The 18883-nt window shown below is 70.4% G+C and carries 21 protein-coding genes and 1 pseudogene; 15 read left to right on the top strand and 7 right to left on the bottom strand.

Annotated elements, in window-relative coordinates; genetic code table 11:
• A pseudogene (locus DW306_RS21545) lies at positions 1–150 on the top strand (aminoacyl-tRNA hydrolase); the annotation flags it as partial.
• 11 nt (positions 151–161) lie between these two features.
• On the opposite strand, the gene DW306_RS03510 reads toward DW306_RS21545, so the two are convergent.
• The 4 genes from DW306_RS03510 to DW306_RS03495 all read right to left on the bottom strand — a co-directional run bounded on the left by DW306_RS03510 (position 162) and on the right by DW306_RS03495 (position 4190).
• Positions 162–2240 (bottom strand): DUF2156 domain-containing protein, encoded by a 2079-nt coding sequence (locus tag DW306_RS03510; protein ID WP_136054262.1) that lies wholly within the window; start codon positions 2238–2240, stop codon positions 162–164.
• A gap of 4 nt (positions 2241–2244) precedes the next feature.
• Positions 2245–2997 (bottom strand): hypothetical protein, encoded by a 753-nt coding sequence (locus DW306_RS03505; RefSeq protein WP_136054261.1) that lies wholly within the window; start codon positions 2995–2997, stop codon positions 2245–2247.
• A gap of 40 nt (positions 2998–3037) precedes the next feature.
• Complete coding sequence (locus DW306_RS03500) at positions 3038–3691, bottom strand: thioredoxin domain-containing protein (RefSeq protein ID WP_136054260.1); 654 nt, start codon at positions 3689–3691, stop codon at positions 3038–3040.
• Positions 3692–3761: 70 nt separating this feature from the next.
• Positions 3762–4190 carry a hypothetical protein gene (locus DW306_RS03495; protein ID WP_240747039.1) on the bottom strand — a complete coding sequence of 143 codons (429 nt, stop codon included), beginning with the start codon at positions 4188–4190 and terminating at the stop codon, positions 3762–3764.
• 75 nt (positions 4191–4265) lie between these two features.
• Here DW306_RS03495 and DW306_RS03490 point away from each other — a divergent pair, with 75 nt between their 5' ends.
• The 3 genes from DW306_RS03490 to DW306_RS03480 are packed head-to-tail and all read left to right on the top strand — an operon-like array spanning position 4266 to position 7139.
• A complete protein-coding gene (locus DW306_RS03490) occupies positions 4266–4616 on the top strand; it encodes a PLD nuclease N-terminal domain-containing protein (protein WP_136054259.1) in 351 nt (116 codons plus the stop codon).
• The gene (menD, locus tag DW306_RS03485) at positions 4613–6280 is read left to right on the top strand and encodes a 2-succinyl-5-enolpyruvyl-6-hydroxy-3-cyclohexene-1-carboxylic-acid synthase (protein WP_136054258.1); all 1668 of its coding nucleotides are present in this window, start codon (positions 4613–4615) and stop codon (positions 6278–6280) included. Before DW306_RS03490 ends, menD begins: the two co-directional genes overlap by 4 nt.
• Positions 6281–6296: 16 nt before the next feature.
• The gene (locus DW306_RS03480; protein WP_136054257.1) at positions 6297–7139 is read left to right on the top strand and encodes a polyphosphate kinase 2 family protein; all 843 of its coding nucleotides are present in this window, start codon (positions 6297–6299) and stop codon (positions 7137–7139) included.
• 7 nt (positions 7140–7146) lie between these two features.
• Here the strand turns inward: DW306_RS03480 and DW306_RS03475 are convergent, their stop codons facing one another.
• On the bottom strand, positions 7147–8400 hold the full coding sequence (locus DW306_RS03475) for an isochorismate synthase (RefSeq protein ID WP_136054256.1): 1254 nt from the start codon (positions 8398–8400) through the stop codon (positions 7147–7149).
• Positions 8401–8456: 56 nt separating this feature from the next.
• Between DW306_RS03475 and DW306_RS03470 the strand changes: the two genes are divergently transcribed.
• The 6 genes from DW306_RS03470 (at position 8457) to DW306_RS03445 (ending at position 14465) form a co-directional block, all read left to right on the top strand.
• The gene (locus DW306_RS03470) at positions 8457–9020 is read left to right on the top strand and encodes a hypothetical protein (RefSeq protein ID WP_136054255.1); all 564 of its coding nucleotides are present in this window, start codon (positions 8457–8459) and stop codon (positions 9018–9020) included.
• On the top strand, positions 9017–9736 hold the full coding sequence (locus DW306_RS03465; protein ID WP_136054254.1) for a class I SAM-dependent methyltransferase: 720 nt from the start codon (positions 9017–9019) through the stop codon (positions 9734–9736). The genes DW306_RS03470 and DW306_RS03465 overlap by 4 nt, the downstream gene beginning before the upstream one ends.
• Positions 9737–9783: 47 nt before the next feature.
• The gene (locus DW306_RS03460) at positions 9784–10845 is read left to right on the top strand and encodes a polyprenyl synthetase family protein (protein WP_136054253.1); all 1062 of its coding nucleotides are present in this window, start codon (positions 9784–9786) and stop codon (positions 10843–10845) included.
• Between the two features lie 61 nt (positions 10846–10906).
• Positions 10907–12280 (top strand): FAD-dependent oxidoreductase, encoded by a 1374-nt coding sequence (locus DW306_RS03455; RefSeq protein ID WP_136054252.1) that lies wholly within the window; start codon positions 10907–10909, stop codon positions 12278–12280.
• Between the two features lie 73 nt (positions 12281–12353).
• A complete protein-coding gene (locus tag DW306_RS03450; protein WP_136054251.1) occupies positions 12354–13391 on the top strand; it encodes a hypothetical protein in 1038 nt (345 codons plus the stop codon).
• Between the two features lie 36 nt (positions 13392–13427).
• Positions 13428–14465, top strand: coding sequence for an alpha/beta hydrolase (locus DW306_RS03445; protein ID WP_136054250.1), 1038 nt, complete (start codon positions 13428–13430; stop codon positions 14463–14465).
• Here the strand turns inward: DW306_RS03445 and DW306_RS03440 are convergent.
• Positions 14440–15072, bottom strand: coding sequence for a GntR family transcriptional regulator (locus DW306_RS03440; protein ID WP_136054249.1), 633 nt, complete (start codon positions 15070–15072; stop codon positions 14440–14442). The genes DW306_RS03445 and DW306_RS03440 overlap by 26 nt on opposite strands.
• Positions 15073–15549: 477 nt before the next feature.
• Positions 15550–16038: a YajQ family cyclic di-GMP-binding protein gene (locus DW306_RS03435; RefSeq protein WP_136054248.1), complete on the bottom strand. Its 489-nt coding sequence runs from the start codon at positions 16036–16038 to the stop codon at positions 15550–15552.
• Positions 16039–16114: 76 nt separating this feature from the next.
• On the opposite strand from DW306_RS03435, the gene DW306_RS03430 reads away from it, so the two are divergent.
• The 5 genes from DW306_RS03430 to DW306_RS21185 form a co-directional block, all read left to right on the top strand.
• A complete protein-coding gene (locus tag DW306_RS03430; protein WP_136054247.1) occupies positions 16115–16438 on the top strand; it encodes a PadR family transcriptional regulator in 324 nt (107 codons plus the stop codon).
• A complete protein-coding gene (locus DW306_RS03425; protein WP_168429220.1) occupies positions 16435–17064 on the top strand; it encodes a hypothetical protein in 630 nt (209 codons plus the stop codon). The genes DW306_RS03430 and DW306_RS03425 overlap by 4 nt, the downstream gene beginning before the upstream one ends.
• A 48-nt stretch (positions 17065–17112) precedes the next feature.
• On the top strand, positions 17113–17265 hold the full coding sequence (locus DW306_RS21190) for a hypothetical protein (protein WP_168429219.1): 153 nt from the start codon (positions 17113–17115) through the stop codon (positions 17263–17265).
• Between the two features lie 115 nt (positions 17266–17380).
• Positions 17381–18430 carry an ABC transporter gene (locus DW306_RS03420; protein ID WP_136054245.1) on the top strand — a complete coding sequence of 350 codons (1050 nt, stop codon included), beginning with the start codon at positions 17381–17383 and terminating at the stop codon, positions 18428–18430.
• Between the two features lie 101 nt (positions 18431–18531).
• On the top strand, positions 18532–18883 hold a 352-nt coding region (locus DW306_RS21185; RefSeq protein ID WP_168429218.1), incomplete at its 3' end, for a hypothetical protein.

Genomic DNA, 18883 nt, shown 5'->3' with positions numbered 1-18883 from the left:
CTCGCCGCGCTGGTCGCCGAGGCCCTGCGCCCACCGGCGCCCGCGCGGCGTCCGACGAAGCCGAGTCGGGGTTCGAAGGAGCGCCGACTGAAGGCGAAGCAGCGCCGCACCGACGTCAAGCAGCTCCGCCAGCGGCCCCGCGACTCCTGAGCCCGTCCGCTCTAGTCCTTGCCGCCCCCGCGCACGAGCTCCAGTCCCGCGCCCGCGAACTGCCGGATCGTCGCATCCGGGAGGAACGCCCGCGTGAGCGCGCCGCCGATGCGGGTGAGGTCGCTCTCGTCGCGGAACAGGAGGTACATCGTCTCGTAGCGCGGGTGGAACTTCTGCTTGAAGCGGTGCAGCGACCCGAAGCCGTAGACGGGTTCGAGAGCCTCGGCCAGCTTGTCGCTGAGCGCGGCGATCATCCCGGCATCCGGCGGGTAGTCGTGCGCGAGAGGAGCTCCGGAGAGCGACATGATCTCGGCGCCCTCGTCGGAGAACTGCCGGGCGGAGGAGCCGATGAGGAACTCCATCACCGGGCCGAATCCGCCGTCGCGTCGCCGCATGAGGTCCAGGGTCCATCCGCGCACCACGCCCTCGTCGCCGTAGACCGGCAGCCAGGAGAGGAATCCGTCGACGTCGCCGTTCGGAGCGAGGGCGAGTGCGAGCCGCACCTCGGGATCCTCCGCCTCCTCGAGTGTTCCGAGGGTGAAGCGCATCTCGGGCAGGTCCTTGTCGCCGACCCAGGCCTCCGAGATCGCGCGCAACTGCTGCTGCACGCCCCACGGCTCCGCCTTGAACTGCGTCATGCGGAAGGTCATCGACTCGCGACCGGCGCGGTTGAGCGAGGACCGCACCGAGTTCCAGCGCTTGCCGGTGAACTCGAGCCCTGCCAGATCGACGATCGTGTCGTCCGCCACGACGATGCTCCGCCACGTGGACGGCACCGCGGCCCGGGTGGCGGCATCCGCGCTGAAGAAGCACGGCACGAGGCCCGCGTGCTCGGCGGCGCCGATGAATCCGGCGACCGCCTCCGCTCGTTCCTCGGCCGGACCGATCGGATCCGCGAGCGCCAGCGCGACCCCGTTGCGGCGCTGATAGGCGACGACGCCTCCGGGCACACGGGCGTAGCTGTTGCCGTCCCAGGTCGTCATCCATGAGAGCGTTCCGCCGCCGTGCGCGCGCAGCTGCGTCTTGACATCGTCGATCGTGGGGGAGGGCTGGATGCCGAGCGTCGAGCGCCGCTTGGCGCGGAACGCTCGCCGCACCCACACGAGGTACACGAGCACGATCAGCCAGAGGAAGCCGTTCGCGAGGGCGAGCTCGGTCTCTCCGTCCCACCGGAGGTCGAGCTGGGCCTGGCTGAAGACGGTGATGAGCGTCAGGACGAGCGCGGCGACGAGCACGTTGAAGATGCCGAGCAGAAGAGCGAGCACCCAGGCGAAGCGTCGGCCGCGGCGCAGACCGTTCACGAGCACGAGGATCACGACGAGATCGATCGCCAGATCGATGAAGCCGCCGGATGCCGGTTCCGTCGGGCCGAAGGGGCCGTCGGTCGCGACGAACGTCGTGATGATCTCGACGGCGCCGAGCACGAGGATCGCCACCACGGCGATGAGTCGCTGTTCGCGCACGGTCGTGTGCCGCACCCGAAGCGTCCGATCGACGACGAGGATCAGCAGGACCGCCAGCAGATGCTCGAGGTCGGCGACCTTCCCCCAGAACAGCATCGCGATGAAGACGAAGCCGAGCAGGATCAGCCAGCCGCGCACGCGCCACGGCGGCCGGAAGAGCCCCACGGCTGCGGCGATGCAGGCCATCGTGCCGCCGGAGGCGCCGACGTCGAGTGCCTGCGCCTGTGCCGAGGCCCAGGCCCAGGGGAACCGCGAGAGCGCGAACAGCAGCAGCGCGGTGGCGAAGATCGCGAACAGCTGACCGACCCAGTAGTAGGCGAGCGCGACCCGCGATCCGCGCCGGAACTCCAGGTATCCCATGCCCCAGAATCCGAAGATCGTGAAGATGTAGACCCACGGCTGGTTCACGAAGAAGGTGCCGGTCAGCGGCGTCCACCACTTGCCGTCGGCGAGGTTCGGCAGGCCGTAGGCCACATCCTTGAACAGTGCGGTGTCCTCGAACGACGTCCACAGTCCGCGCCACACGACGCCCACGACGAGGATCAGCAGCACCATGGTCAGGGTGGCCGGAATCCGGCGCACGACGGCGATGACGGGGTTCGGGGTTCGCGTGGGAGCCTCGCTCATGCGCTCAGCGTAGCGAGGGAGGCGTCGCGCCGGGGGTTCCCCGGCGCGGGACATGATGCTTCCACGCCGACCGGAACCCGACGCCGCCGAAGGTCATGAACCCCGCGGCGAACACGCCGCCTGCCGCGATCCCGAGACCGACGGCCCATCCGAACACCCCTCCGCCGGCGATGATCGCCGAGCCGATGAAGAGTCCGGTCACGCAGGCGTTGACCACGATCAGCAGCATCACGGAGCTCCCGAGCAGGATGCTGACGCTGCGGCGCCGCAGGAACGAGCAGGTCAGCTTCATGCCTTCCTGGTCGTCGTACGTCGACGCGAGGAAGATCTCCTCGACGTGCGGGTCGAGGTCGACGTAGGCGCCGCGGAGCCGGTTCATCGCCACGACGTACATCATGTCCTCCTCCGAGACGTTCATGACCCGCACCTGCGTCATGAAGCCGATGAGGCACAGGAACGCCAGGATCGCGATCGACGCGCCACCGAACCAGCCGGTGAAGCCGGATGCCTGTCCCAGCAGACCGATCGTCACGAGGCCCGCCGACACGAGCGTGAGGAAGATGGTGATGCGTGTGAGCACCTCGCTCTGTGCGGTGCTGCGTGCGGCGAGCAGCCCCCAGTGCTCGGTCGCCAGGATCTGGGCGCGCCGACCGAGCACCGCATCCGATTCCGTCGTCGGGGTGGTGCGCCCTTGTTCGGATGCCGGGACCCTCGCGTCCTCCGCAGCCGGGTCCGCCGGCGATGAGCGCTCGCTCATACCGACATCATGCACCGGGGAGGGCGCCAGCGACAGGCGGTCAGCCGTTCACGGCCTTCTCGATCGCCTGCTCGAGGTCGTCCCACTCCTGCAGCACGAGGGGTTCGCCGTCGATGAAGAACGACGGCGTGCTGCTCACCCCGAGCGTCTCGCCGTCGCTCATGTCGGCTTCCACGCGCGCCCGCGTCGCGGGATCGGCGATGGCGGCGTCGTAGGCCGCCATGTCCAGCCCCAGTTCCTCGGCGAATCCGCGGAACACCTCCGGAGTCTCCGCGCTGTTCTCACCCCACTGCGCCTGGGTCTCGAACAGCCGGTGGTACATGTCCTCGAAGCGGTCCTGCTGCGCGGCCGCCTCCGCCGCGAGGGCGGCCTGGGTCGAGTTCACATGACCCGGCAGCGGGAAGTACCGGACCACGTAGGTGATGTCGCCGGCGTAGGTCTCGCGCAGCTCCTCGACGACCGGATAGAACGCGCCGCATGCCTCGCATTCGAAGTCGAGGAACTCGACGACGGTGACGGCATCCGCTGCGCCCTCGTCGAGCACGTGCGAGTCGGAGCGGACGACCTGGGGCCCTCCGTCCGCCGAGGGATCGGGCGCGGCGGCTCGCTGGGTGATGGCATAGACGATGCCGACGATCAGCAGGACGACGGCGACGGCGATGGCGATCAGGGTCGCCTTGACAGAGGTCTTCATGGGGTCTCCAGACACACGGGTACGACGGGGAAGGATGCCGCGCGGGGCGGCTCGATGCACGCGTCGAGGTTCAGGTGCGGGAGATCGAGAGCTGAGTGAGGGTGAGACCGGGGAGTGCCCGCGCAGGGCCGGCGCGCGGCGGCGCCGACGGGCGGCCCGTGCGGGGGCCGAGCGCGCGGCCGATTCCGGCGCGCAGTCGCAGGAACAGCAGCGCCACCGCGACACCGCACAGCACCGCCATGACGCACACGGCCGCATCGGACGACAGGACGTCGACGGCCGACACCGTGTCCTGGTGAGCGCCGCCGCCCGAGGCATCGGCCGGATGGGCGACGCCCGGCGCGACGCAGAGCGAGGCGTGCACGTCGGCCGAGCCGTGCGAGGTGGACCAGGCGCCCACGACCAGGAGGAGCGCGAGGCCGACGGCGATGGCGACCCTCAGGATCAGCATCTGCTCGGCTCGCGCTCGCGGCATCCGATCCGGCGACGAGGGCAGCATTTCCCGCGCAGTCTAGCAACGCGGCCTCTGCCCTCTTCGAGGCCACGGCACTGCGGACGTGCCTACACTGTAAGGGTGGCGAGACTACTGATCGTCGGCGGTTTCCTGGCCGCCGTGTTCTGGGTGTTCAGCATCGTCGACTGCGCAGTGCAGCCGGCGACGCGGCACCGAGGCGTGCCCAAAGCCGCCTGGATCGCGATCGTGGTGCTCATCCCCGTGATCGGCGGCATCCTCTGGTTCACGATCGGCCGCCGTCGCGCGAACGACGAGAGCCTCCGCCGCGTGCTCGCCCCCGACGACGACCCCGCGTTCCTGCAGAGCATCAGCAAGACCGAGCAGGACGCGCGCATCAAGCGCCTCGAAGAGGAGCTCGCGCGCCTCGACGAGGAGACCGACGAGCCTCCCGCCGCGGATCCGCGCCCGTGACCTCATCTCCGGCGACGGATGCTGCGGCATCCCTGGTCGCCGATCTCATCGCGCATGGCGTGCGCGATGTCGTGCTCTCGCCGGGCTCCCGCTCGCAGGCGCTCGCGCTCGCCGCAGTGCGCTTCGCGGACCAGGGTCTGCTGCGGGTGCACGTGCGCATCGACGAGCGCGTCGCCGGCTTCACCGCCCTCGGGATCGGCCGGGAGACGGGTGTTCCCGCCGCGGTGATCTGCACCTCGGGCACGGCCGTCGGCAACCTTCTGCCCGCCGCCATGGAGGCGTTCCACTCCGGGGTGCCGCTGCTGCTGCTCACCGCCGACCGCCCTCCTGAGCTGCGCGGCGTCGGGGCGAACCAGGCGACGCGGCAGGAGCGCTTCTTCGATCGCTGGGTGCGCGACCAGATCGACGCTCCGGTCCCCGGGGACGGCGATTGGACGGGCCTGGCCGCGCGCGCCGTAGCCGCCGCTCTCGGAGCATCGGATGCCGGGAACGCGCTTCCGCGCATCGCCGGGCCCGTCCATCTCAACCTCCCCTCCCGGGAGCCGCTCTCCGGGCTTCCTCCCGAGATCGACGTCGTGCCGGGCGATGCCCCGCGTCGGGCGCCCGCAGAGGCGCTCCTGCTCGCGCGCGGACCGCGCACCGTCGTCGTCGCCGGCGCGGATGCCGGTCCCGAGGCCGAGGAGATCGCGCACGCCGGCGGCTGGCCGCTCATCGCCGAGATCGTCAGCGGCGCGCGCTTCGGTCGCCAGATCGTGCACGGCTACCGCGCGCTGCTGCGACGAGACGACCTCGGCGGCCGCATCGAACGGGCCGTCGTGCTCGGGCATCCGACATTGAGCCGCGAGGTCGCGGGGCTCCTGGCGCGCGAGGGCGTCGAGGTCGTCGCCGTCCGTCGCGGCGGCGAGGAGCTGAACCTCAACGGGCGCACCCGGCCGGTCGCCGCCGTGGCGGTCGAGGCGGGGGAGACCGACCGCGAATGGCTGGGCGCGTGGCTCGCGGCATCCGCGGCCGAGGCGGTCGACCTGAGCGAGCACGCCCCCGACCCCGAGGCTCTCGCGTCCACCGACTTCGCCGCCCGCCGGGAGGCCGTCAAGGCCGAGCTCGATGCCGTGCGTCGCCCTCTCGACCGCGAACTCCTCGTCGATGCGGTGTGGCGCGCGACCTGGCCGCACGACCGGCTGATGTTCGGATCCTCGCGGCTGGTGCGGGTCGCCGACGGTGTGCTCGGCGGCAAGAAGGTGCCGGTGCATGCCAACCGCGGACTCGCCGGGATCGACGGCACGATCGCCACGGCGACGGGCATCGCGCTCGCCAGCCAGGCCGGCAGCGCCCCCGGGATCACCCGCGTGCTCCTCGGCGATCTCGCTTTCCTGCACGATGTCGGAGCGCTGCTGCTCCCGCCCGGCGAAGACGAGCCGCGGGTGCAGGTCATCGTCGGCAACGACGGCGGCGGCACGATCTTCGACGCGCTCGAGGTGGCCGCATCCGCCCCTCCGGCCGATCTCGACCGCGCCTTCTACACGCCGCACACCGTGAGGCTCGAGCACCTCGCGCGCGCTTACGGCTGGGAGTACCAGCGCGTCACGACCCGCACGGCGCTCGACCAGGCGCTCACCTCGCCGCGGGGCGGTCGCCAGATCATCGAGGTCCCGCTGGCGCGATGACTGGCAGGATGTGCGTATGAACGCGCACAGCTGGTCCCAGACGCTGCGAGTCACCGACGGCTTCCGCCTCGCCGATGTCGACCCCGACGCCAAGCCCGGTTACGGCGGAGGCAAGTCGCACGGTGCGAAAGACCTGGCCGCCGGCCTCGTGAGACTCAACGACCTGCAGGAGCGGCTCTTCGCCGAGAGCCGGGTCGGCGTCGCCAAGGACGCCGTGCTGCTCGTGCTGCAGGCCATGGACTCCGCGGGCAAGGGCGGCATCGTGCGGCATGTCGTCGGCGGTGTCGATCCGCAGGGGGTGTCGCTGGCCGCGTTCAAGGCGCCCACGCCGGAGGAGCGCGAGCACGACTTCCTCTGGCGCATCGAGAAGCGGCTGCCCGAGCCCGGATTCATCGGGGTCTTCGACCGCTCCCACTACGAGGACGTCCTCATCGGACGCGTGCGCGAGCTCGCCGACGCCCCCGAGATCGAGCGCCGCTACGACGCGATCAACGAGTTCGAGGCGCGGGTGGCGGCGTCCGGCACCCGCATCATCAAGGTCATGCTGCACATCTCCCCGGAGGAGCAGAAGGCGCGGCTGATGGAGCGCCTCGAGCGGCCGGACAAGTACTGGAAGTACAACCCGGGCGACGTCGACGAGCGGATGCTCTGGCCGCAGTACATGGAGGCGTATCAGACCGTGTTCGATCGCACGTCGACGGAGGCCGCGCCCTGGTACGTCGTGCCGGCGAACTCGAAGTGGTTCGCGCGTCTGGCCGTGCAGGAGCTGCTGCTCGCCGCGCTCGAAGACATCGATCCGCAGTGGCCCGGCGCCGATTTCGATGTCGAGGCCGAGAAGAAGCGCCTCGCTGCGAGCTGATCCCGCGTCAGGCCAGCGCGTCGACCAGCGGTCGGAACTTGACCCGCGTTTCCAGCAGCTCGGACTCCGGGTCCGATCCCGCGACGATTCCCGCACCGGCGTATGCCGTGACGCGGATGTCGTCGGCGGCTGCGGTGAACTGCGCGCACCGGAGCGCGATCGCCCATTCGCCGTTGCCCGCGGCATCCACCCAGCCGACCGGCCCGGCGTAGCGCCCGCGGTCGAACGGCTCCAGGTCGCGGATGGCCTCGATGGCCGCCGCCGTCGGCGTGCCGGCCACGGCGGCGGTCGGGTGCAGCACGCGCACGAGATCGAGCGCTGATTCGCCGTTGCCCAGCTCGCCCTCGACGTCGGTCGCGAGGTGGAAGAGGTTCGGCAGCTTGAGCAGGAACGGCTGCTCGCTCGCCGCGAGAGCGCGCGTGTGCGGACGCAGCGATGCGAGCACGCTCTGCACGGCGTACTGGTGCTCGTCGAGGTCCTTGGTGCTCGAGGCGAGATGAGCGGATGCCGCGGTGTCGGCATCCGCGTCGGCGCCTCGTCCGATCGTTCCCGCGAGCACGCGCGCCGTGACGGTGCCCTTCTGGACCGTCACGAGCGTCTCCGGGCTCGCGCCGATCAGACCGTCCACCGCGAACGCCCAGGTGTCGGGATAGCCGGTCGACAGGGCGCGCACGAGACGGCGCAGGTCGGAGCCCGGGGGGATGCTGCCGGTGAGGTCTCTCGCCAGCACGACCTTGCTCAGCGTGCCGTCGGCGATGCGGCCCAGTGCGGCGCGCACGGAGTCCTGGTAGCCCTGGGGGCTCTGCGCGCCGGGGCCGACGGTGCCGGCCCAGTGCGGACCGTACGGCTGGGTGGCGAGCTCGCCGCGGTCTTCCGGGAACGACGCGATGCGGATGCGGGTGCGCCAGAAGCGGTCGCCGTGCCGCCCGAGCACCTGCGACGGCACGATCAGCACGCTGTCGGCGGCGGACTCCTCGTCGAACGCGAAGGCGCCGAACGCGACGAGACCGGTCCCGGGCAGTCCGACGGCATCGTCGACCTCGGCCTGAGCGGCCATGCCCTTCCAGAAGGTGCTGAGGGCAGCGCTGCGCGATTCCCCGCCGACGGACGGAGGGCGCACCTCCGCCAGGGGCTCGCCGACCGACACGATGCCGTCGCCGCGACGCAGCCAGGCGAGGGGGCGGGCGGGATCCGCGTAGGCCAGGAGATCCTCGACGGGGTCGATCTCGCGGGTCTCCACGACCAGGTGGGTGGTGTGCACGTCTCCAGCCTAAGCCGCGTCGATCCCCGGGAACCCCGCCGTCGTAGGGTGGGCGCATGAGCGATGCACGACCCGCCGCCGGCGCCGAGATGATCTTCCAGTGGCGCAAGTGGGACGGATCGCCGCACTGGCGTCACGAGTGCGTGTACCTGGGCGCCGACGAATGGGGCGACTGGATCGGGCAGCCGGTCGGCTGGCTCAGCGAGCGACCCGGCGCGCGGTTCGTGGCCGCCGGCCCCAACGTCACGCTCGTGCCCCGGCAGACCGACTTCGCCCTCACGGTCAACCGCGACCACCCGCACGGCATGCGCGTCTACATCGACCTCGGGTGGGACATCCGCTGGTCGGACGATCCGCTTCTGGCGACCGGCATCGACATGGACCTCGACGTCGTGCGCGTCGAGGGGGAGCGCGGCACCTGGGTCGACGATCGCGACGAGTGGGCGGAGCACAGCGTGCAGTACGGGTACCCGGCCGACATCATGACGCGCCTGGAGGCCCTCGCCCTCGACCTCGAGGAGCGCGTCCGCACGCAGCGGGCGCCGTTCGACGATGCCACGCCGGACGCCTGGCTCGACCGGCTCGAGGCCCTGGGTCTCGCGCCTAGACTGAACGCGTGACCCCGAACGAGAAGAACCGCGCCGATCTCGGCAAGGACCCCGCCCGCGTCAGCGGCATGTTCGACCAGGTCGCGGCCGGGTACGACCGTACGAACACGGCGATGACCTTCGGCAACGACGCGCTGTGGCGTGCGGCCACTACGCGGGCGGTCGCGCCGAAGCCGGGCGAGCGCATCCTCGACCTCGGAGCGGGTACCGCCTCGTCGTCGGCATCCCTCGCGCGCAGCGGCGCCCAGGTCGTCGCCGCCGACTTCTCACCGGGCATGCTGGCCGAGGGGCAGCGCCGGCACGGCACGATGCGCAACCTCTCCTTCGTGCAGGCCGACGCCACCGATCTGCCGTTCGCGGATGCCGAATTCGACGCGGTCACCATGTCGTACGCCCTCCGCAACGTGAGCGATCCGAAGAAGGCGCTCCGCGAACTGCTCCGGGTGACCAAGCCCGGCGGCCGGCTCGTGATCAACGAGTTCTCCACCCCGCCCGGCAAGCTGTTCCGCGGCGCCTACCGGTTCTACAACGACCAGGTGCTGCCGCGCGTCGCCCGGGTCGCCGGTACGAACGGCGACGCCTACGACTACCTCAACGAGTCGATCCGCGAGTGGCCGAACCAGAGGAAGCTCTCGGCGTGGATCCGCGAGAGCGGATGGACGGATGTCGCGTACCGCAACCTCTCGTTCGGCATCGTGGCCCTGCACAGAGCGCGCAAGCCCGAGTGAGAACGCCCGGCGCAAATCGTCGCACTCGACGAAGGTAGGCTGGGACCGTGACTTCGAGCCCCATCGCGCCGGGTTCGCGACTGGCGAGCCGTCTCGGCTTCAGTGATCGCGTCTTCATCGGCCCCGCCGCCCGACGCGTCGCGCGCGCCATCGAAGACGGCCTCGAGCTCGTCGAGACCGGGCTCGCCGAAGACGTGCGCGTCGCCGATCCGCTCGCCGACGCCGCCAGCCGCTACCTCTACGAGGCCGGCGGCAAGCGCATCCGTCCGGTGCTGACGCTGCTCGCCGCTCAGCTCGGCGACGGCAACACCGACGAGGTGATCGACGTCGCCAAGGCGCTGGAGATCACGCACCTCGGCTCGCTCTACCACGACGACGTCATGGACGGCGCCGACCGACGACGGGGCGTCCCCGCCGCTCACGCCGTCTGGGGCAACAGCATCGCCATCCTCACCGGCGACATCCTCTTCTCGCGCGCGAGCCAGCTGATGTCGCGTCTCGGCGAGCGCGCGATCCGGCTCCAGGCCGACACGTTCGAGCGCCTCGTCCTCGGCCAGATGCACGAGACCCTCGGTGCGCAGCCCGACGACGACGCGATCCAGTTCTACATCCAGGTGCTCGCCGACAAGACGGGTTCGCTGATCGCCGCCGCGACGCAGGGCGGAGTGATCTTCTCCAACGCTCCGGCCGAGTACGAGGAGCCGATGCGGGTCTACGGCGAGAAGATCGGCGTCGCCTTCCAGCTCCTCGACGACGTCATCGACCTCTCGGCGAAGCCCGAAGACACCGGCAAGGTGCCGGGCACCGATCTTCGCGCCGGCGTGCCGACCATGCCGTACCTCCTGCTGAAGGTCGAATCCGACGCGGCATCCGTCGATCTCGCCGCTCGCATCGACGAGGGCGTGGCGCTCCTCGCCGACGGAGCCGACCCCGCGATCCTCGACGGGCCCCTCGACGAGTTGCGCGACCATGCGGTGACGCAGAAGACCCTCGAGCTCGCCCACTCGTGGACGCAGGACGCGATCGACGCACTCCGACCGCTGCCGCGCGGCACCGTGCGCGAAGCGCTGACCCGATTCGCAGAGACCCTCGCCGAGCGCTCCAGCTGAACCCGGCCGTGCGACCGGACGGTCGCACGAACGGGCGCGACGGCATACGAAAGGACCTCCCATGACCAAGCTCAGACTGGCCATCGTCGGTGCGGGCCCCGCGGGCATCTACGCCGCGGACATCCTGCTGAAGGCCGAGCGCAAGTTCGACGTCTCCATCGACCTGTTCGAACAGCTCCCCGCCCCCTACGGCCTGGTCCGCTACGGCGTCGCCCCCGACCACCCCCGCATCAAGGGCATCATCACCGCGCTCCGCGACGTGCTGGACCGCGGCGACATCCGCCTGTTCGGGAACGTCCGCTTCGGCGAGGACATCACGCTCGACGACCTCAAGCGCCACTACAACGCCGTGATCTTCGCGACCGGCGCGATCCGCGACACGTCGATGGACATCCCCGGTGTCGATGCGGTCGCCTCGTACGGCGCCGCCGACTACGTGAGCTGGTTCGACGGCCACCCCGACGTGCCGCGCGAGTGGCCGCTCGACGCCGCATCGGTCGCCGTGATCGGCAACGGCAACGTCGCGCTCGACGTGGCGCGCATGCTGGCGAAGCACGCCGAGGACCTGCTCGTCACCGAGGTGCCGGCGAACGTCTACGAGGGCCTTCAGGCGAGCGAGGTCACCGACGTGCACGTGTTCGGCCGCCGCGGACCGGCGCAGGTGAAGTTCACCCCGCTCGAGCTGCGTGAGCTCGGCGAGCTGCGCGACGTCGACATGGTCGTCTACGACGAGGACTTCGACTACGACGAGGCCTCGAAGGAAGCCGTCGCCAGCAACAAGCAGGTCATGGTGATCGACCGCGTGCTGCAGTCGTGGCGCAAGCGGGACTCGGTGAACAACGCGGGCGGCACCGCCTCGCGTCGCCTGCACCTGCACTTCTGGGCGCGGCCCGTCGAGGTGCGCAAGGACGAGAACGGTCGCGTGGCCGCTCTGGTCTACGAGCGCACCCAGCCCGACGGCGAGGGCGGCGCGGTCGGCACGGGCGAGCTGCGAGATGTGCCGATCCAGGCGCTGTACCGCGCGATCGGCTACTTCGGATCGCCGCTCCCCGGTGTGCCGTTCGACAAGAAGCACGGTGTCATCCCGAACCGCGAGGGGCAGGTGCTCGCGAAGGACTCCAACCAGCGCGTCCCCGGCATCTACGCGACCGGCTGGATCAAGCGCGGCCCGGTGGGTCTGATCGGGCACACCAAGTCCGATGCGATGGAGACCGTCCGGCACATCATCAACGACCAGGGCTCCTGGTGGCAGCCGGAGGACCCGTCGGAGGAGTCGATTCCGGCTCTCCTGCAGGAGCGCGGGGTGCAGTGGACCGACCTGGAGGGCTGGCACCGCCTCGACGAGCATGAGATCGGACTCGGCGCGCCGCACGAGCGCGCCCGCGTCAAGGTCGTGCCGCGCGACGAGATGGTGCGGGTCTCCCGCGGCGAGTAGGGACGTAGGGCCGTCACCGGATCGTTGCGAGCCGCTCCCCGTGCGCCGCAGGTCCGCCTCCTAGGCTGAGGGCATGCGACGGCGTTCTCTTCTCATCCTCGGCGCGGTGGCGCTGCTGCTGGTCTCCGGGTGTGCACCGACCCCGGAGCCCGAGCCGACGGCATCCGCCTCGCCGACGTCCTCGCCGACCCCGACCCCCACCGTCGGGCCGGCGGTCGAGCCGACGCCCGCCTTCGACGTGACCTGCGAGGACGTCGCGGCCGAGATGACGACACTGGTCGGCGCCCCGGCCGGTGAGGTCGCCGAGACCCTCAGCCTGGTGTCCTCGCCGAACTGGTACCCGGGTCCGGCGATCTACGCGTTCCAGCGCCCCGGCGGCATCGCCTGTTCGACGGGAGAGAGCGGCCGCAGCTGGGCGATCACGATCCTTCCGGGTGCGCAGACGGTGACCGAGGGCGCGGCGTCCCGGGGTGGCTACTTCGGCGAGGAGGCCCGCTGCGAGGACAGCGGGATGTGCTTCTTCCAACTCATCGAAGGCGACGTGCTGGTCTCCGGACTCGTGATCGACGAGGCCCTCGCCGTCGGCGACGAAGCGCCCATCGAGGAGGGACTGCGTCGACTCGGCGCTTCCGCGGCCTCCACCCTGCGGGCCGTCGAGATCGCCCCGAGCGACATCGTCGGCGTGGAATGCACCCGCTTCCTCACCGCCGACGAACTCGCCGAGTCCCTCGGGGGCGAGGCCTATCTCATCGACTCCTTCGGCGGCTGGGGTATCCCCTCCGAGGTGTACCAGGTCGTCAACGGATCGCGTATCTGCTACTACGCCGCGGGTGAGACCGAGTACGAGTCGCAGGCATTCCTGACGATCACGACCCTTCCCGGTGGCGCCTGGGCCTTCGAGCGGATCGAAGACGGCACCCCCGTCGACATCGAAGGGGCGGATGCCGCGCTCACCGGTGTCGACGAGTTCGAGCGTTCGATCCTCGACGTCCGCATCGGCCCGGACTGGATCCGGCTCACCACCTACGAGGGTTCCGGCATCTCGGATCTGGCGCCGCTCGCGGAGCAGATCGTGCAGAACTTCACGGTCGGACGTCCTGCACCGCAGTGACCTGCTCGGCTAGCCTGGCTGGCAGGGGAGGCATCCATGGCCGACTGGATCGCAGATGTTCTCGGCGACGAGTTCGAACAGCTCACTCTTGAGCTGGGTTCGGACGATCAGGGTCCGGTCGTGGCCACGCTGGTCCGGGCACTGCCTGCCGATGAGCCCTGGTGGGATCGGGTCCGCGGACGCCGTCCGCTCCTCGACGGCGTCGACGTGCTGTACATCCACGGCTGGTCGGACTACTTCTTCCAGAAGCGGCTCGCTCGCTTCTGGACGTCGAGAGGGGCGCGGTTCTTCGCTCTGGACCTCCGGAAGTACGGCCGGAGCCTCCGCGAGGGGCAGACCCCCGGGTACGTCGCCGACCTCGCGACGTACGACGAGGACATCGCCGCCGCGCTGGCGGCCATGGGGCACGCCGTCGACGGATCCGACGCCCGACGGCTCGTGCTCCTCGGCCACTCCACGGGCGGCCTGACGCTGAGCCTGTGGGCGTCGCGCCATCCGGACGCCGCAGACGCGGTCATCCTGAACAGCCCGTGGCTCGAGTTCCAGATCGCACCGGTGCGGGCCGCTCTCGCACCCGTCGTCGAACTGCAGGCGCGCATCCGTCCGCTCGAGGTGGCTCCGCAGATCGACCTCGGCTTCTACACGAGGGCGCAGCAGGAGGTGGCCGACCCCGACGACCCGATGGACGTGAACCTGCAGTGGCGCCCCGCACAGACCATGGCCGTCTATGCCGGCTGGCTGCACGCGATCCTGTCCGGGCACCGGACCGTCGCGTCCGGGCTGTCGATCAGCGCACCGGTGTGCGTGCTGCTCTCCGCTCGTTCGGTGCCGCCGACGCGCTGGTCGGCCGAGCTCACCGCCGCCGACTCGGTCCTGGTGGTCGACGACATCGCGCGCGCCGCGCTCCGGTTGGGGCCGTCGGTCACCGTGGAGCGGATCGACGGTGCCCTGCACGACGTGTTCCTCTCCCGGCACGACGCGCGCGAGGACGCCTATCGACGCCTGGACCGCTGGGTGACCGGCTGGTGCGCGATCGGTGCGGGACCGGTCACACGTAGTGCATCTCGCGGGTGAGGCGCTCCGCCTCGTCCCCGTCGCCGCGGAGGATCGCGTCGTGGAAGTCGACGTAGACCTGCAGCATCCGCTCCCGGTCGTCGACGGGGACCGTCCAGTGCCGGAGGTTGCGCAGGAGCGCCACGGTGGTCTCCTCGATGACCACGCAGTGCTGCGCGTTGTCGCTGTGTTCTCCGAGGTAGGAGAACACCGCCCACCGGGTGTTCATGGTCTGCACGCTGTCGGGAAGGGAGTCGTACATCGCCTCCACGAGTTCCGCGACGTGCTCGCGCTGCACGGCGCTGAGCCGCGGTACGGCCAGTCGGGCCGCGATGCCGGCCTGGTAGCCGGCGAAGGCCAGCGACTGCGCGACGGTGTCGGTGGTCACCTCGGTCACCTCGGTGTACCGGCTGGGGTACATCATCACCATGCCGAGGCGCTCGAGCCGCTGCAGGGCCTCGCGCACCGGTGTGCGTGAGACGTGGAGCCGTTCGGCCACGTCCAGGTCGCGGATGCGCTGACCCGGAGCCAGCGTCCCGTCGACGATCTGCCAGCCGATGTGCTGGAAGACCTCTTCGGCCAGCAGCTGCTTGCTCTCGCCGATGTTCTTCGATCCCACGTCGTCCATGGACCCCCGCCCCCAAAATGCTTTCCTTCTCCTCGCCGCCGGTGAGCAGCCCGGGAGGGCGACTTCATCTCAGCTCGCGCAGGATGCCAACACACTACGCGCAAAAGTCCTAACGCTGCGCGCATGTTGCAGGACGGCCTCAGTGCTCGCGAGAGTTTCGTCTAAGTGCTCTCGGCGGCCGGCGGGCGCAGAGCACCCGCCGGCTCAGACGACGCGAGCGCGTGGGACCGCCGCGAACCCCGTCCCCACGGGGGGAGGCTCACAATCCCGAGAGCGCGAGACCGTTCGACGGCACTCCGTCACGCGGCACACGCATCGTCGATCGCCCCGAGGGACGACCATCTCTCAGTGTCGATCATTTGAATCGATATACCGGAATGCAATGGAGATATGACAAAACTTTGAAGAACGGGCACGCTCGCGGCTCCTCGGCCGGGGTGCCGAAGAGGAGGGGAGGGGTCGCGGCCGACCCGCGGGTCAGCGGTAGTTGACGAACTGGAGGTCGACGTCGAGGTCGGAGCCCCGCAGCAGCGCCATCACGGCCTGGAGATCGTCGCGGCTCTTGGACTGCACGCGCAGCTCGTCGCCCTGGATCTGGCTCTTCACGCCCTTCGGGCCCTCGTCGCGGATGATCTTGCCGATCTTCTTCGCGTTCTCGGACGAGATGCCGTCCTTGAGGCTCGAGACGATGCGGAACTCCTTGCCGCTGGCGAAGGGCTCTCCCGAGTCGAGGCTCTTCAGCGAGATCCCGCGTTTGATCAGCTTGGACTGGAACACGTCGAGGATGGCGTTCGCGCGCTCCTCGGTGTTGGCGATGATGAGGATCTGCTCGCCGCTCCACGCGATCGACGCTCCGGTGCCCTTGAAGTCGTAGCGCTGCTCGATCTCCTTGCGGGCCTGGTTGAGGGCGTTCTCAGCCTCTTGGTGATCCACTTTCGAGACGATGTCAAAGGAACTGTCAGCCATGGGAGCAGTGTACCGAGCCTGCCACGGCGATGAGCGGATCCGACGGTAACGTGCGTGGCATGCTACCTTGTGATGCATGACAGACGTCGGTGCGCAGATGCGCAAGGGAGTGGTCGAGTACTGCGTGCTCGGGCAGCTTGCGCGCGAGCCGATGTACGGCTGGCAGCTGGCCGAGGAGCTCACCGGCGCCGGCCTGATCGCCAGCATCGGCACGCTCTACCCGCTGCTCGGACGGCTCAGGGACAACGGCTGGGTGAGCACATACGACCTGCCGTCGGAGAGCGGTCCGGTGCGCAGGTACTACCGGCTGACGGATGCCGGCACCGAGCAGCTCGCGCGGTTCCGTGCGCAGTGGACGCCGTTCGCCCGAGTCGTCTCGGGCATCGTCGGAGAGGGATGACCATGATCGAGAACACGCCCGAAGCCCTTCGCGAGGACTACCTCGCCCGTCTGGAGGCCGCGATGCGCGACCTGCCGCACGGCGTCGCGGCAGACATCCGCGGCGGCATCGCCGAGGAGCTCGCCGGCCTCGACACGGAGGAGATGGCCGTGCGCATCGCGCAGCTGGGCGACCCGCGCGAGATCGCTCGAGAGGCTCAGCGCGAAGTGCCGGGGAGCGGCCCCGACATCGTCGTGGCGGCCCCGAGCGCAGCGCCGGTCAGGCGACGACGACCGGCGACGACCACCCGGGGCTTCGCGATCACGGCCGCCCTGACGCTGAGCTTCGGGGGATTCCTCGCCCCGGTGCTCGGCTGGATCGTGGGCGTCGCCCGCGTCACCTCCGCGTCTCTCTGGAAGCGGTGGGAGAAGCTGCTGGCGATCGTGGCGCCCTTCGTGGTGACCGGACTGTCGCTCCTGATCGCCTCGCTGTTCTCCGGCGGCGATGCCGCCGGTACCGGGGCGGCGGACAACCCGCTCATGCCCGGGCTGGGGGAGTGGCATCTCCTGATCCTGCTGGGGCTCCTTCTCATCCCGGCATCCGGACTCTGGCTGCTGTGGCGGATGCGCGGGCGGGACCCGCGCTGACCGGCGTTGCGCTCGGCGGATCAGCGGCCGCGGTCCTACCGTGGAGACATGGCACGGGTCGGCGGACGCAACCTCGCGATGAGCTGGGTGGCCGGTGTGATCTGCGCCGGCATCATCGGAGCTCTGCTGTGGCTGTCCATGCCCATCCTTCCGGTCCTCGCCGAGTTCGCCGGCGACGCGCTGCGCAGCGCTCTCCCCTGAGAAGGCGCGAGAGGCCGCGAACGCGACGAATGGCGACACGTCGGCACGCCTCCGGGAGCGGCCGCGCGAGCGGCGGTACCCTCACAGAGCACACATCCGATGAGAGGCGCACCCCATGAGCGATCCTGAGGTTCACAAGACCGACAAGCCGGCGAACGTCGACGACGTGGTCGGCAGCGCCAACGCCAGTCTCGACGACGCGGCCGCTGCAGGCGCCGACGTCCCCGGCGCTCCCGTCGCGGAGCCCGAAGGCAAGGCCCCCGAGAGCAAGCCCGTCGACCCGGACCTCGCCGCCTTCGAGGAAGCGGAGCGGGAGCACCCGGGTCTCTTCTCATCGCCGGCAGCCGCGCAGACCGCCCCGGCCTCCGATGGCTCGTACGCGCGCACCGACGCCGACGCGACGCCCGCGTTCGTCGCGCCGGTCTCCGGCGACGACACCGCGACGTCCGCGTACGACCGCTCGGACTCCTTCGAGCGCACCGCCGCCTACGACCGCGACGAGACCGGAGTGGCGGATGCCGCCTACGCGCCGTCCGCCGACCTGACCGAGACGCGCGTCGTGCCGTCCGAGCCGCTCGTCGCCGCGGCAACGCCGTCCCCCCAGCCCATCTTCGTGCAGGCTCCCGAGCCGCCGCGCGACCGGGGCAACCGCGGCACCGCGGGTGCCATCGGCCTGCTCGCGACCGTCGTGTTCGCCGTCCTCTACCTCGGTGCCACGCTCGGCTTCGGAGCGATCGCCGGCGAGGTGACCGGCGAGAACATCGGCGAGTCCCTGGTGGCTCCTCTGCTCACCTGGGGCTTCTGGACGCCGGTGGTGGTCTTCTTCCTCGGGTTCTGGCTGCTGGGGGCCGTCATCAACCGCGGCCGCTGGGGACTGTGGGTGGTCTTCGGCATCCTCGTCGGCATCATCGCCTACGCGGGGCACATCCTCGGCCAGCTCTTCGAAGCGCCGTTCTGGAAGCTCACCGCCTCGGAAGGCCTCGATCTCGTCGGCGCGCAGATGCTCGCGCCGCTCGCCATCGCCGCATTCGTGTTCGCGCGCGAACTGACGATCTGGTTCGGAGCATGGGTCGCACGCAGCGGAGCGCGTAAGACCGAGCTCAACGCCGAGGCGCAGCGCGAGTACGAGCGCACCCTCGAAGCCGGCCCGACGCTGTCGAGGTAATCACGGACTCCCCGACGCCGAACCCCCGCGGACCCGAGTCCGCGGGGGTTTCGCCTGTCCTGGCGCTGGTCTTCGCGACCATCGGGTTCTTCGCCCTCGCCGTGTTCGGGCTGGGAGCGGTGAGCGTGGCGACGGATGCCGACATCATCGCCGTGCCGGGGCTCGGCGCCGCGCCGGGCGTGATCGGAATGCTCGCCGCGGTGCTCGGCTTCGCACTCACGCTGTGGTCCGCGATCCGGCGTGCGCACCCGTCGTTCATCGCGACCCTGTCGATCGCGCTCGTGACGGGACTCGCTCATCTCGCGGGCGTCTGGGGTGCCGTGCTGGTCGGCTCCGGCAACATCGTCATCGCCACGGCGGTGGCGGGCGATCTCGTCCGCGGCGCGGGCGCTGGCGCAGTGGTTCGGCTGGTCGGCCGGGCAGCTGCTGCTCCTCGACATCGGAGGCGGCTCG

The organism is Microbacterium sp. K24, assembly GCF_004794465.1.
Classification (GTDB): Bacteria; Actinomycetota; Actinomycetes; order Actinomycetales; family Microbacteriaceae; genus Microbacterium.
The sequence above is the reverse complement of the archived record's forward strand: the minus strand, read 5'-3'. Positions and strand labels throughout refer to the sequence as shown.

Coding starts and splice junctions, on each gene's coding strand:
- DW306_RS03430 (WP_136054247.1), top strand. CDS start 16,115: ATGACAGACGTCGGTGCGCAGATGCGCAAGGGAGTGGTCGAGTACTGC.
- DW306_RS03440 (WP_136054249.1), bottom strand. CDS start 15,072: ATGGACGACGTGGGATCGAAGAACATCGGCGAGAGCAAGCAGCTGCTG.
- DW306_RS03470 (WP_136054255.1), top strand. CDS start 8,457: ATGAGCGATGCACGACCCGCCGCCGGCGCCGAGATGATCTTCCAGTGG.
- DW306_RS21190 (WP_168429219.1), top strand. CDS start 17,113: ATGGCACGGGTCGGCGGACGCAACCTCGCGATGAGCTGGGTGGCCGGT.
- DW306_RS03455 (WP_136054252.1), top strand. CDS start 10,907: ATGACCAAGCTCAGACTGGCCATCGTCGGTGCGGGCCCCGCGGGCATC.
- DW306_RS03435 (WP_136054248.1), bottom strand. CDS start 16,038: ATGGCTGACAGTTCCTTTGACATCGTCTCGAAAGTGGATCACCAAGAG.
- DW306_RS03510 (WP_136054262.1), bottom strand. CDS start 2,240: ATGAGCGAGGCTCCCACGCGAACCCCGAACCCCGTCATCGCCGTCGTG.
- DW306_RS03500 (WP_136054260.1), bottom strand. CDS start 3,691: ATGAAGACCTCTGTCAAGGCGACCCTGATCGCCATCGCCGTCGCCGTC.
- DW306_RS03425 (WP_168429220.1), top strand. CDS start 16,435: ATGACCATGATCGAGAACACGCCCGAAGCCCTTCGCGAGGACTACCTC.
- DW306_RS03450 (WP_136054251.1), top strand. CDS start 12,354: ATGCGACGGCGTTCTCTTCTCATCCTCGGCGCGGTGGCGCTGCTGCTG.
- DW306_RS03505 (WP_136054261.1), bottom strand. CDS start 2,997: ATGAGCGAGCGCTCATCGCCGGCGGACCCGGCTGCGGAGGACGCGAGG.
- DW306_RS03480 (WP_136054257.1), top strand. CDS start 6,297: ATGAACGCGCACAGCTGGTCCCAGACGCTGCGAGTCACCGACGGCTTC.
- DW306_RS03445 (WP_136054250.1), top strand. CDS start 13,428: ATGGCCGACTGGATCGCAGATGTTCTCGGCGACGAGTTCGAACAGCTC.
- DW306_RS03420 (WP_136054245.1), top strand. CDS start 17,381: ATGAGCGATCCTGAGGTTCACAAGACCGACAAGCCGGCGAACGTCGAC.
- DW306_RS03495 (WP_240747039.1), bottom strand. CDS start 4,190: ATGCTGCCCTCGTCGCCGGATCGGATGCCGCGAGCGCGAGCCGAGCAG.